Source organism: Shewanella sp. SG44-6, from assembly GCF_014164185.1.
In the GTDB taxonomy this organism is placed as follows: Bacteria; Pseudomonadota; Gammaproteobacteria; order Enterobacterales; family Shewanellaceae; genus Shewanella; species Shewanella vesiculosa.
The window spans coordinates 1-12,933 of the sequence record NZ_JACJER010000022.1; the positions used below are offsets into that span (position 1 = coordinate 1).

General features: G+C 42.3%; 11 protein-coding genes. 6 read left to right on the forward strand and 5 right to left on the reverse strand.

Annotated features, from left to right (window positions below):
* The coding region (locus H5185_RS05995) for a diguanylate cyclase domain-containing protein (RefSeq protein ID WP_182741595.1) at positions 1 to 800 on the forward strand (800 nt) is incomplete at its 5' end.
* Here the strand turns inward: H5185_RS05995 and H5185_RS06000 are convergent.
* Positions 770 to 1,345, reverse strand: a complete 576-nt coding sequence (locus H5185_RS06000) for a hypothetical protein (protein WP_182741596.1) — start codon at positions 1,343 to 1,345, stop codon at positions 770 to 772. The two genes, H5185_RS05995 and H5185_RS06000, sit on opposite strands and share 31 nt — an antisense overlap.
* Before the next feature lie 158 nt (positions 1,346 to 1,503).
* Between H5185_RS06000 and ubiD the strand changes: the two genes are divergently transcribed.
* The 4 genes from ubiD (at position 1,504) to H5185_RS06020 (ending at position 6,208) form a co-directional block, all read left to right on the forward strand.
* A complete protein-coding gene (ubiD, locus tag H5185_RS06005; protein WP_182696728.1) occupies positions 1,504 to 2,985 on the forward strand; it encodes a 4-hydroxy-3-polyprenylbenzoate decarboxylase in 1,482 nt (493 codons plus the stop codon).
* A gap of 80 nt (positions 2,986 to 3,065) precedes the next feature.
* Positions 3,066 to 3,764: an NAD(P)H-flavin reductase gene (gene fre / locus H5185_RS06010; protein WP_124015088.1), complete on the forward strand. Its 699-nt coding sequence runs from the start codon at positions 3,066 to 3,068 to the stop codon at positions 3,762 to 3,764.
* A gap of 219 nt (positions 3,765 to 3,983) precedes the next feature.
* On the forward strand, positions 3,984 to 5,531 hold the full coding sequence (locus H5185_RS06015) for a PAS domain-containing methyl-accepting chemotaxis protein (RefSeq protein WP_182741597.1): 1,548 nt from the start codon (positions 3,984 to 3,986) through the stop codon (positions 5,529 to 5,531).
* 98 nt (positions 5,532 to 5,629) lie between these two features.
* Positions 5,630 to 6,208, forward strand: coding sequence for a nucleoside triphosphate pyrophosphohydrolase family protein (locus tag H5185_RS06020; RefSeq protein WP_182722374.1), 579 nt, complete (start codon positions 5,630 to 5,632; stop codon positions 6,206 to 6,208).
* Positions 6,209 to 6,302: 94 nt separating this feature from the next.
* Here H5185_RS06020 and H5185_RS06025 read toward each other — a convergent pair whose 3' ends face one another.
* The 4 genes from H5185_RS06025 to uvrD all read right to left on the reverse strand — a co-directional run bounded on the left by H5185_RS06025 (position 6,303) and on the right by uvrD (position 11,546).
* Positions 6,303 to 7,322 (reverse strand): hypothetical protein, encoded by a 1,020-nt coding sequence (locus H5185_RS06025; protein WP_182741598.1) that lies wholly within the window; start codon positions 7,320 to 7,322, stop codon positions 6,303 to 6,305.
* Between the two features lie 185 nt (positions 7,323 to 7,507).
* A complete protein-coding gene (locus H5185_RS06030) occupies positions 7,508 to 8,425 on the reverse strand; it encodes an alpha/beta hydrolase (RefSeq protein ID WP_124015092.1) in 918 nt (305 codons plus the stop codon).
* Between the two features lie 33 nt (positions 8,426 to 8,458).
* Positions 8,459 to 9,319 (reverse strand): 4-hydroxybenzoate octaprenyltransferase, encoded by an 861-nt coding sequence (ubiA, locus tag H5185_RS06035; protein WP_124015361.1) that lies wholly within the window; start codon positions 9,317 to 9,319, stop codon positions 8,459 to 8,461.
* A gap of 37 nt (positions 9,320 to 9,356) precedes the next feature.
* Positions 9,357 to 11,546 carry a DNA helicase II gene (gene uvrD, locus H5185_RS06040; RefSeq protein WP_182741599.1) on the reverse strand — a complete coding sequence of 730 codons (2,190 nt, stop codon included), beginning with the start codon at positions 11,544 to 11,546 and terminating at the stop codon, positions 9,357 to 9,359.
* Positions 11,547 to 11,995: 449 nt separating this feature from the next.
* Between uvrD and H5185_RS06045 the strand changes: the two genes are divergently transcribed.
* Positions 11,996 to 12,874: a LysR family transcriptional regulator gene (locus tag H5185_RS06045; protein WP_182741600.1), complete on the forward strand. Its 879-nt coding sequence runs from the start codon at positions 11,996 to 11,998 to the stop codon at positions 12,872 to 12,874.
* Positions 12,875 to 12,933: the final 59 nt, after the last annotated feature.

Here is a 12,933-nt window from a genome sequence, read left to right on the forward strand (position 1 = left end):
TAGCGATTATGGTAACAGCTTGGTCTATTATGACACTAATTAGGTTTAAGAAAGGGCTCGCCTCACTCAAGATCGGTATGGAAGCGCTCGCAGCAGGCGATCTCGTCAGTCAAATTAATTCTTTTGATACCGATGAATTATCTGCACTCGCTGATGATTTTAATGAGATGAAACAATCATTAGCCCAAATCACGATAAAAAAAGAAAAATTGAAACAAGAAGTTGATATTCAAACCCGCAAATTGATTGAACAGCAAGATAAGCTTATTTTTTTAGCCGAACATGACGAACTCACGGGGATTTATAATCGCCGCGCATTTATTAAGCAAATTGATGCCGCGATAGCACGTGATTTACGCGGAGAACAGCAAGCTGCATTACTGTTTATAGATCTTAATAAATTTAAAGAGATTAATGATTCTCTGGGTCATAGCATTGGTGACGAAGTGATCATGACCATCGCTAATCGTTTGGTTAATAATCTGCGTACTACTGATATTGTCGGTAGATTGGGAGGCGATGAGTTTATCATTTGGCTCGATATGATCACCGAACCTATCGATATCAAAAACAAAATAAACCAATTATTGAGCAGTATTAAGCAACCCATAACCATCGGCGAGCACACTTTACAAGTTGGGGCGAGTATTGGTATTAGTGTACTGCCTGATGATGGTTTAAACAGCCGTGAACTTATCAGTGCGGCTGATACTGCTATGTATCAAGCTAAGGCTGACCACACGACTGAATTTTGTTTCTATACTGATGATCATCGAGTATCCGCTTTGGCTACTTCATAGGTTTGAGTATTCCAATCAAAATAATATTCTACCCCTTGCCACTCATAAACAGTGCCATTGTCACGCTGAATCACTTTGGCATTTTCAGGTAAATGATTCAAACCTTGAGCATATTGAATGCTGGTTGTAGTTTGTTGCCGTGGCGCGACTGCAACAGGCTCTAAAACCTCGATAGCTTGTGACTGGTAGACTGCGCTCAACTGATTTTGATAGGGGTAGCGACTAGGATAATCATTATTTCTCCAAACCGAATTGTATCGCAAGTTATTAGCATTGCTCCAACTAACACCAATACTCGGTCCCCAATATTGGTTACCACTCCAGCCTTGATCCCAACCGATCCCCCAACGCCAAGGGTCACGATGTCGATAATGATTATAATGTTGGCGATGGTTATTATGTTGAGAGCCGACAGAATGAGAAACGCGCTGAGAATACTCGTTCGCTAACAGCGGCTGAGCACTGACCAAACTCATCACAGTTAAGGTTACACTTGCACTAAGCCCTAATAACGGCATCAAAACCCACGGTTTGTTCACCCACATAAGTCACCTCCACAATCTGGTTCACAACATCCAGTTTACGCTAAGTATCACTAAAGTCGATATCAACAATATAGGTCTATCAAATGGCTTAACCCTATATTAGAAAAATGCTATAGTGCGCGCCATAGTGGTTTGGATTTGATTTACAGGCGGTAAACATGAGTTTTAAAGATTTACGCAGCTTCATCGATCATTTAGAAGCAAATGGAGAGTTAAAGCGCATTAGCTATCCTGTTGATCCTCATTTAGAGATGACAGAGATTGCTGATCGAGTTTTACGATCAGGTGGCCCCGCGCTGTTATTTGAAAATCCGACCAACCATACCATGCCGGTACTGGTTAACTTATTTGGTACGCCTAAACGTGTTGCTATGGCATTGGGAAAAGATGACCCTTTAGCATTACGTGAAGTCGGTGAATTATTAGCATTCTTAAAAGAACCAGAACCACCGAGTGGCTTTAAAGATGCCATAGCTAAAATACCAATGTTTAGGCAAGCGTTAAATATGCCGCCGAAAACAGTGCGTAATCCACCTTGTCAGCAAGTAGTCAAAAGCGGTGATGATGTCGACTTAACCGCGTTGCCAATCCAGCACTGCTGGCCAGGCGATGTGGCACCATTAGTCACTTGGGGATTAACCATCACCAAAGGGCCGCGACAAAAAAGACAAAATCTAGGTATTTATCGCCAACAGTTATTAAGTAAAAATAAACTGATCATGCGCTGGCTGGACCACCGTGGCGGAGCCCTAGACTTTAAAGACTTTAAACAGCTTCATCCAGGTGAACGTTATCCTGTCGTAGTGGCATTAGGTAGCGATCCTGTGACTATTTTGGGTGCTGTAACCCCAGTGCCAGATTCGATGAGTGAATATGCCTTTGCAGGCTTGTTGCGCGGCGAACGTACCGAGGTCTGTAAAGCCATTAGCTGCGATCTTGAAGTACCAGCCACCAGCGAAATTATTCTTGAAGGCTATATCGATCCTGATGAAACCGCAGTAGAAGGTCCATACGGCGATCACACGGGTTACTATAACGAAACAGACTCATTCCCAGTATTTACCGTGACCCATATTACTCACCGTAAAGATGCCATATACCATAGTACCTATACCGGCCGTCCACCAGATGAACCGGCTATGTTAGGCGTGGCATTAAATGAAGTATTTGTTCCTATCCTACGTAAACAATACCCTGAAATTATTGACTTTTATCTGCCGCCTGAAGGCTGCTCTTATCGTATGGCAATCATTTCAATCCGTAAACAATATCCGGGTCATGCCAAGCGTGTGATGATGGGAGCATGGTCATTCCTTCGCCAATTTATGTACACCAAATTTATTGTTGTGGTTGATGAGGATGTCAATTGCCGTAATTGGCAGGATGTTATTTGGGCTATTACCACACGGATGGATCCTACTCGCGATACCATGATGGTGGATAATACCCCTATCGATTACCTTGACTTTGCATCACCCGTTGCCGGTTTAGGATCGAAAATGGGTTTAGATGCCACCAATAAATGGCCAGGCGAAACCACCAGAGAATGGGGTACTCCCATTGTGATGGATGAGACAACAAAACAAAGAATCGACCAAATTTGGGATGATCTCGGCATAGAAGATGTGCCAACATTGTAACCATAGTGATCCGGTTAGGTCGTAAATAGCTATAATTAACTGATTGATAAAAAATTATAAAAGGGTTTAAAGGACGTTAGATGAAAACCATTCGTTGTCAGATTGAAAAAGTCACCCCGTTTAATGACGCTGTATATCAAGTGTTCCTTAAACCCGAAGCAGCCTTTGATTTTAAAGCTGGCCAATACTTATCTGTGGTCATGGGTGAAAAAGACAAACGTCCTTTTTCCATTGCTTCTGCCCCAAATGCTGCCTTAATAGAATTGCATATTGGTGCTGCTGTGAGTGAAAGTTATCCCATGCAAGTCGTTGAACGACTACAAACGGCAAGCCATATTGATATTGAAGCACCTGCTGGCGACGCATTTTTACGTAGCGAAAGCCACAGACCGCGGATCTTAATTGCGGGTGGTACTGGATTTTCATATATCAAAAGTATCGTTGAAGCACAGATTGCCAACGGCGAAACCATTCAGACTAAATTGTATTGGGGCTGCCGTAACGAAGAAGCCATGTACTATCAAGACATCGCCCGTCAATGGCACGCCGAGCATTCTTGGTTAGAGTTTATTCCAGTAGTAGAACTTGCTGACGGTAACTGGGAAGGTAAAAAAGCCAATTTACTCGAGCAGATTAAGCAGGACTTTGTCAGTTTGAATGGCTACGACATCTACATTGCTGGCCGTTTTGATATGGTTGGCACGGCACGAGAATTGTTCCGTGAGCTTGGGATTGAAGAAGCCCATTTGTATGGTGATGCTTTCGCATTTATAAAATAGGCTTAATTTCAATACCAGCATTTATGCAAAATTGAATCCATAGCTCAATACTAAAACCGACATATATGTCGGTTTTTTTATTGCCAAATTAAATATTTATTTAATCTCTGGTAATGATAATAGCTATTTACTAATATGATCTATATCTTGATATCCACTATAATTGTGAGGAAAGCAGCACAATGACTTTCCCGTTAAAAGTCGGACAATAATGGAAGTATGCCCATGAGAAACAAGGACGTAATCGATAAAGAAGTCAGTCTTAATGCTAATGACGAGCTGGTATCAATTACAGACAAACGCGGCATCATTACTTACGCCAATGAGACGTTCATTAAAATCTCAGGGTTCAGTGAGCAAGAACTCGTCACTCATAATCACAATATTGTCAGACATCCCGACATGCCAGCAGAAGCTTTCAAAGAATTATGGGATAAACTCAAAGCTGGTGAATCGTGGCGTGGAATTGTTAAAAATCGCTGTAAAGATGGAAGCTACTATTGGGTTGATGCCTTTGTCTCTCCCCTGTATGAAAAGGGCCAAATTACTGGATACCAATCGGTACGCATTAAAGCAAAGCCTGAATACATTACTAATGCCCAAAAACTTTACAGCCAAATAAAACAAGGAAAAACGGCCAGTTATGTCATGACTAGCCAACATAAACGCTGGTTAGGCGCGTCAATAACCTTGGTTGCAATCATTGGCTGTGGTGTAGTTTTTAATTGGACCATGGCAGCAGTGATCTTCTCTTTAGCACTGATTAATACACTATTATTTACCAAAGAACTCTTTTCACTGCCGAATAAGATTAACCAATATCAACAGCAATATGATTCAGTTAGTCGATTAGTCTATTGTGGTAACGACAGTATTTCCGTACTGGAATTTCAACAGGTTCTGAATCAGGCGAAAATGCAAGGGGTACTTGGCCGCTCACAAGATCAAGGTAACAACTTACATCATATCGCCAATGAACTGGTTCATTCTGCTCAAGAAGCTAATCATAGTATTGAGCAACAAAAAAATAAAATTGATGAAATCGCCAGCGCAATTGAAGCGATGAACTCCTCTGTTGCAGAGATAGCCCAACATGCGATATCGACCTCAGATCATGTAAACAAGGCACAGCAAGTGTGTCTTGAAAGTAGAACGGAAATGCACGCTAACCGTAATAGTATTGAGCGATTAGCGACTTCAGTTTCGGCAGCGGCATCGAATGCGCACTTATTAAATAAAGAAGCAGATAATGTGTCTAATGCCATGCAAGAAATTCAAAGCATTGCTGAGCAAACTAATTTGCTTGCACTTAATGCTGCCATTGAAGCCGCACGTGCTGGCGAGCAGGGGCGTGGATTTGCCGTCGTAGCAGATGAAGTTCGAACCTTATCAAGTAGAACTCAGCTCTCAACAGAGCTCATCTCTAAAAGCGTGCAATCTATGCATGCTATGCTTATTAATTGGACCGACGAAATGCAAGCCAGTAAACTTCAGGCTGATACTTGCGCAAGGGACATAGGATTTGCCTCGACAAAATTTGAAGATATCTATCAAAGCGTGAATGAGATAAACCAGTTTACACAACAAAATACTGTTGCAGCAGAGCAACAAAAACGGGTTACCGCAGAGGTAACCCATAATATCCATACGATTACAGAATTAAGCCACAGTAACTTGGCAAGCTTAAATGTGATTGAAGTTGCTGCATTAAATATTAAAACTCACGCAGATAAAGCCAAAGAACTCCGCCACACTTTCAGAGTATAAAAAAATGATTGCCTACTGCAAAAAACATTAGGCAATTTTTTGTATTCTGCTGATCAATTCTTTAAAATTAGCTTACATTATTTTTCGCAGGTAAGCCCATGCAACTCAGCCAATTAACTCAACCAATTTACGATCACTTATACCGCGATATCTTTGAGTTTCGCAGCACATTTGACTTACCCGTCAACGACGAGACCAGTCTTGATCATAAAGCAGACACTTTGCATACATCACTGATTATCGAAGAAATGACCGAGCTTGCCGAAGCGGATTCTCGTATTGAACAAGCTGATGCTATTGTTGATTCTGTCTACGTGTTAATGGGCCGTTTAGTGCACTTAGGAGCGACTCAGGTAAGCGATCGTTTAGAGATAAGCTATCTTGTCGATTTATTGCTTAACGTGGCTAAGAACCGTGAAATAGACTTTATTAAATGTTGGAATGAAGTGCATTCAAGCAACATGAGCAAAGTGTGCCGCAACCAGCAAGAATTAGCTGAAACCATTGCCCACTATGCCAAACAAGGTGTTGAAATTGTTGGTAGTACTAAAGGTGAGTTTATTATCGCTAAATGCGCTAAAGACGTTGATATGGCCGGTAAAGTGGTTCGTCAAGGTAAGGTATTAAAGTCAGTTTATTACCGCCCGGCTGACTTAACCACATTAGTGCGAGACTAATCGACAAATTAGCTCGTGGGCTTAGTTAGCCAGTACTGATTTACTCACAAAAAAATGCGCTTTCATCAGCGCATTTTTTATGCGTTTTTGAAGATTACTCAGCCACAGTAACTCTACTATTGTTAAGCGCCTGAATGAACCGCTGCGGACTATCCACACTCAAATACACCGTTTTCATGGGTTCAGGTAACTGACCCATACCACCATGATAAATAACCGCACGGTTTAGAGTAATAATGACATTACATTGTCCGCGGCCAATCATAATCGTTTCTGCTTGATCTTTATTTAATTCGATTGATTCTTGATGCGTCACACTGGCTATATCGGTCATGCTTATCACCATAAATCCCCACAAGGAGTTATTGATAACTAGGTTGTCTCGCATAAAATATAAAGAGTAATAGCGTGACAGTCGATGGTTAGCCACGATAGACATCAAGGTATAGGCAATGATGCTTGAGACAATAATCGCCACCCACTCACTCCACGATGCCAGTAATACGTAACTCAGACTCGACGCACCAACACAACCGATAAGCATTAACCACACATGCCAGCGTGTAGCGCTAACAAGATTGATATTGGCAATTACTGGTGGATGATGACGTGAAAACCATGGGATAGAATAAAACCAGTTAGTCGCTTCACTGGCCATAATAAGCGCGATAGTTAAGCTTTTATCATCACCATCTCGATAGGTTTCCACCGCCCCAACTCGAGGATCGCCCTTTAACTTTCGTACCTTAATCAAGCCACGAGCGACGCTGACAATTAAGTACAGTTGGATCACTAATAACACGGCAATAATTGGGTAGCGCAGCCAGGCCACAAACTCAAAGTAATGGGCAATTTCTGCAGGAAAACTTAGCCGTGCAACCAAGCTGCTTAAACTGAAAATAACTATTATTTTCCACAGTTTCTGGGCGCCCATTTTAATAATGCAATACCAATAACACAGTGGTAGCAACACAAAATAAAGCGCTGAAATAATACCCAGCATCAACTTGTCAGCATGGCTCGTTAACGACGCTGGGGTTAACTGAACGCCTAAGAAAAAACTGCATAGCATTAACACTAAAAAAACTAACCGGTACTTAACTGTTGCTCTCATTCAATACTCATCCTTGGGTAATCTCAGTTTAATTAATGCTGCGCTGTAGAAATTGATATGGGGGTAAATAAAAATAAAACAAGTTATTAACATATCAGCAAAAATGAATTGTACGCAGATTGATTGCCACAAAAATGGTTACAGGAAATGATTACAGGATATAAAGGATCGACTGTGGATCTTAGCTAGATGCTTCGTTTAAACAGCCAAGATAAACCGTGTATTGCCGTGGTTGGAAAAGCCATTGAATGGTCTGCTTCAGGGATGAGCAAAAATTTAAGCTGTAATGTACCTGCTTGAGCAGAAGGGTGAGATTGGAGTAGTTTAAAAAAAGCGCGCGCATCGGTAACCATCTGATGACCATCATGGGTGTAAGGTGGTTTTTCTAATTCGCCAATGCCAATAAACACCTTGGCAGATATTGCTGACGTTTGCTGGAAACGCTGAGCAAACTGCTGCAATAATTGTTTATTATCGAACCATAGAGATGGGCTACCCAACACGTAATACGCAAATAGCTTTGGCTGTTCTAATAAAATATATGCGCCGAGTAACCCGCCTAACGAATTACCCACAAAGGTGTTTTGTTGGGTGTCGACTCGATAGTTTTTTTCAATAAAGGGCATAACAACCTGGCTGATAAAGGCAACGTGGCGCTTAGCCTCGCCAGTAGGTAGTTTCCAACTCGCATCGTGACTTGGGGTATAGTCGCGGATCCGACTCGCCGAACCTTTACTTGGTCTCTGATAGCCAATAGCGACTAAAATAGCTTGCTGCATCATATTGGTGTTCATTGGAAATCGCGTCGCACCAGACACCACTTGCAAGCTATACATAGAATCCGTCATATAGACGACAGGGTAACGATGAGTGCTATTGTGGCGATAATCTTTTGGCAATTTGATCATCACTTGATAGTGGCGATCACCATCTTCAAGCACAAATTGGCGGGTACGAGGAATATTAACTAGCGCAGCAGAAGAATGCACATCAGCAGTGTTGTTTGGTAAGCCAGCCAGTACAGCATCATTGTGAGTTGACGCACTGGCGAGGGATAACCAACAACACATTATCGCGACGATTAACCAAACAGTTGTTTTCATGCATCCCTGCCACAAGGTAATAAACCACAAACCTTAAATCATATAATCCAGTGCAAGTGCAATAAACACTACCATGCCTGCCCAGTTATTATTTAAAAAGGCTTTAAAACATGGTGCACGTTCACGACCAAAGATTAATCGTTGCTGGTACACACCAAACCCAATGAAGCTGATAATGCCCAAGCCATAAATAACCCCACGATCGGCCACCAGCCCAGCCATAACAAAACACCCTAGGGCAGCAAGTTGAAATATGCCGATAATCTGTCGATCAAAGCGGCCAAACAAGATGGCGGTTGATTTAATGCCGACTTTTAAGTCATCGTCACGATCGACTATGGCATACATGGTGTCGTACGCTACCGTCCAACACCAATTCGCCATAAATAACCACCAAGCTTCCACAGGCACTTCACCAAGTTGAGCGGCATAGGCCATCGGAATTGACCAACTCCACACAATACCTAAAAACATCTGTGGCATGTTGGTCACCCGTTTCATAAACGGATACATCACTGTTAACACAATCCCGACGACAGATAACTGCACGACTAATGGATTGAGTAATAACACTAAGCTAAACGCAAGCAAACCTAAGACAGTAAATAAGCTCAGCGCCTCTTTAACAGACACTTCGCCCGATACTAAAGGACGCATACTGGTGCGCTCAACATGCGCATCTAAGTTGCGATCAGCAAAATCATTAATGATGCAGCCATTAGCACGCATAATGACTACGCCAACCACAAAAATCACCAGTACCTTAATATCTGGTAACCCTTGAGCAGCTAACACTAAGGCCATTAAACATGGCCAAAGCAAAAGTAAGGTGCCAATGGGTCTATCAATCCGCATCAGTCGCGCATAAGCATGCAGCTTGTCTTGCAATAACATTGGTTTCATCTCTCCCTGATTTTGCCAGCGAAACACCTTAACAACGCTCTAATTTTGCTAATGACACTAACAGCCATTTACTGCCAAAATCGACAAAATTAACTTGTACACGGCCTTTTTCACCAGAACCTTCAAAGCTAGTCACAACCCCTTCGCCAAACTTAAAGTGCTTCACTTTAGAACCTACTTTATGGCCTGTATCATTAAAACCATGAGGTTTTTTAGTCACAGTAACCGCTGCTGCACGAGCAGGGAAACGCTGACTAATTGATGGCGTGACCTGCGCACGAATGCGAATTTGTTCAACAAACTTTTCAGGAATCTCATTAATGAACCGCGATGGGCTGGCATAATCTTCACGACCGTAAATACGACGAGATTCAGCATAACTGATATACAGTTTTTGCATGGCACGGGTCATTCCGACATAACACAAACGGCGTTCTTCATCTAAACGATCGCCTTCATCTAATGCCATCTTGCTCGGGAATAATCCTTCTTCAACGCCCGCCATAAACACCATTGGAAACTCAAGTCCTTTAGCAGAATGCAAGGTCATTAACTGAACGGCATCGGTAAAGGCGTCAGCCTGACCTTCGCCAGCTTCTAATGCAGCATGAGACAAAAAGGCATTTAACTCGCCCATGTCTTCAAGCTCTTCAGGCATTTCGAAACTGCGCGCGGCGGTGACTAATTCATTTAAGTTTTCAATTCGCGCTTGGGCTTTCTCGCCTTTTTCAGCCTCGTACATGGTACGCAAGCCAGAACGATCAATCACGCTATCTGCCATACGGTACAGCAACATATCTGCCGTATCCGTGCGCATTGCAATAATCAGTTCCATAAAGCCATTGATGGCATTAGCCGCACGTCCAGCAAGGACCTTTTCTTCAATTAAACTCACGCAAGCTTGCCACAGAGTGAGCTCATGCTGTCTTGCGGTTGAGCGGATAATATCCAAAGTACGATCGCCGATACCACGAGCTGGGGTATTCACCACACGCTCAAATGCCGCATCATCATTTTGGTTATTAATCAGACGCATATAGCCCATCGCATCTTTAATTTCTTGGCGCTCGAAAAAGCGTAAACCACCGTAAATACGGTACGCTAACCCTTTGTGTAAAAAAGCCTCTTCTAATACCCGCGATTGCGCATTTGAACGATATAAAATAGCGCATTCGCTCAAACTACCGCCTTTGTCATGCCAGTCGCTAATGCGACCGACAATAAACTTGGCTTCATCCATCTCATTAAAGGCGCAATAAACCGAAATCGGCTCACCATCTTTATCTTCAGTCCATAACTCTTTGCCCAGACGGTCAGGGTTATTAGAGATGACCGCGTTAGAAGCATTCAAAATATTCGCGGTTGAACGATAATTTTGCTCTAAACGAATGGTGGTCGCACCGGAAAAATCTTTTAAGAAACGATGTAAGTTTTCTATTTGCGCACCACGCCAGCCATAAATAGACTGATCGTCATCACCAACTATCATCACATTGGCAGTATTACCGGCTAACACCCGGATCCACGCATATTGAATCGCGTTAGTATCTTGAAACTCATCGACTAAAATATGACGGAAGCGCTCTTGGTAATGGGCCAGTAAGTGTGGCTTATTGAGCCATAACTCGTGAGCACGCAATAAAATCTCAGCAAAGTCGACCAAGCCCGCGCGATCGCAAGACTCTTGGTAAACCTTATAAATATTCAGTAAATTTTGTTCAATCGGAAAACCACCCGCATCAATATGCTTAGGGCGTAAACCTTGGTCTTTTTTACCGTTAATATAGCCTTGGACCTGACGAGGAGGATATTGCTTCTCGTCTAAATTAAGGCTTTTAAGAATACGTTTTAATAAACGCAACTGATCGTCTGAATCGATAATCTGAAAGCTTTGCGGTAAATTGGCATCTTGATAGTGAGTGCGAAGTAAGCGGTGAGCTAAACCGTGGAATGTACCTATCCACATGCGCCCCATATTTGTGCCCACAACCTTTTCAACCCGTTCACGCATTTCTGCCGCGGCTTTATTGGTAAAGGTCACTGCCAAAATAGAATATGGACTTTGTTGTTCTACTTGCATTAACCACGCAATACGATGAGTTAATACACGGGTTTTACCGCTACCGGCACCCGCTAACACCAACATATTTGAAAGTGGCGCGCCGACTGCCTCACGCTGCTTATCGTTTAGGCCGTCTAATAATGATGATACGTCCATTCTTCCTCCCAGAAATCTGCGGGACATTATATCTTAAATAGCGGCTTAATGGCGTGCAATACTTCAGCTATTTTATAACAACAATTCACTGCGCTGGCTGAGATAATCTAGTCAGCGCAGTAATATCAAAGCCACTAAAATCATCGGGTTGTGATGTTTAACTGCGACAATGAGGCCTAAATTGACAAAGTCGTAAGCGAAAATTACTATACAAATAAAGGTGTTAATTAATTTTAGTATTAGCCAATAGCTCTGATAGTTGCTAAAACGCACTAAATAGATGACTAGAAACAGTAGATTGATTTTTTATACTTGTGGTAAATAAGCTGGGTAATTGTGCTTGTTTAGGATCCATTTATTTTAAGTAACCTGTTTACTATTCTTGTTAATACTCAAGCCGATTAAAAATGCATTTATTACCCACAGCATGAGCTGTATAGGTTGTCATATTGGATATCAAAGATTTAGAGTTATTCATTGCGGTAGCAAAGTTAGGCAGTTTTTCTAAAGCTGCAAAATCTTTTGATACTCGCAGAGCATTAGTCAGTCGTCGTATTGGGGAAATAGAAAAACAGCTCGGGGCACCTTTATTTACCCGCACCACAAGAGTAATGACTTTAACCACCGCGGGTCGGCAATACCTTGCTCAAATCGAACCTTTAGTGAATCAATTAAATCATGCTGGTTATGTGTTCAAACATCGTCATGACGAAGTGCAAGGCAAGTTGCGCATTGGCTTACTGCCGTTTGTCGACAAGCTTATGGATAAATATATCGCTCGTTTCATTCATGCTTATCCGCAAGTGCAATTAGAAGTATTAATTGTCTCCGCTGGCAGCAAAGAGCTCAATCGCTTAGGACTCGATGTGATTATTGATGCTAATGAGGTCAATGGAGCCAACCTTGCGGTTCATAAACTGACAACCTTCGAGCGTAAAATCTATGCTAGCCCAGGTTATTTAGAAAAATCATCACTGATAGAGAATACAGATGATCTGCAATATCACTCTTTATTGGGCTTTAGAGATGCCCATGGCCAACTTGAGCAAACTTGGCATTTTCAACACGCTAATGTGCCCACGCACTACAAAGTTATTTGCAGTGATTTTAACTCCCTGTACCACTTCTGTTTAGCGGGAGCGGGTATCGCATTGTTGCCACATGTGATCGCGGATGAAGCTGTCGAGCTGGGACAATTGATTAACATTTTACCGCAACACAGCATCGGCTTTGCTGATATCAGCTTGGTATACTCCACCAAAAGCCCTCAATCTTCTGTGGCCAAAGCCTTTTGCGAGCATTTGTTTACCGAGATGGCGGCGAATTAGAGTACTAAACAACTCACGGTAATATGTAATAAGCCATAAAAAAAGGTTAGCGAATTTGC

What these genes read in the sequence shown, in the direction of transcription:
- H5185_RS06000 (WP_182741596.1), bottom strand. Translation starts at nt 1,345, where the DNA reads ATGTGGGTGAACAAACCGTGGGTTTTGATGCCGTTATTAGGGCTTAGT.
- ubiD (WP_182696728.1), top strand. Translation starts at nt 1,504, where the DNA reads ATGAGTTTTAAAGATTTACGCAGCTTCATCGATCATTTAGAAGCAAAT.
- fre (WP_124015088.1), top strand. Translation starts at nt 3,066, where the DNA reads ATGAAAACCATTCGTTGTCAGATTGAAAAAGTCACCCCGTTTAATGAC.
- H5185_RS06015 (WP_182741597.1), top strand. Translation starts at nt 3,984, where the DNA reads ATGCCCATGAGAAACAAGGACGTAATCGATAAAGAAGTCAGTCTTAAT.
- H5185_RS06020 (WP_182722374.1), top strand. Translation starts at nt 5,630, where the DNA reads ATGCAACTCAGCCAATTAACTCAACCAATTTACGATCACTTATACCGC.
- H5185_RS06025 (WP_182741598.1), bottom strand. Translation starts at nt 7,322, where the DNA reads ATGAGAGCAACAGTTAAGTACCGGTTAGTTTTTTTAGTGTTAATGCTA.
- H5185_RS06030 (WP_124015092.1), bottom strand. Translation starts at nt 8,425, where the DNA reads ATGAAAACAACTGTTTGGTTAATCGTCGCGATAATGTGTTGTTGGTTA.
- ubiA (WP_124015361.1), bottom strand. Translation starts at nt 9,319, where the DNA reads ATGTTATTGCAAGACAAGCTGCATGCTTATGCGCGACTGATGCGGATT.
- uvrD (WP_182741599.1), bottom strand. Translation starts at nt 11,546, where the DNA reads ATGGACGTATCATCATTATTAGACGGCCTAAACGATAAGCAGCGTGAG.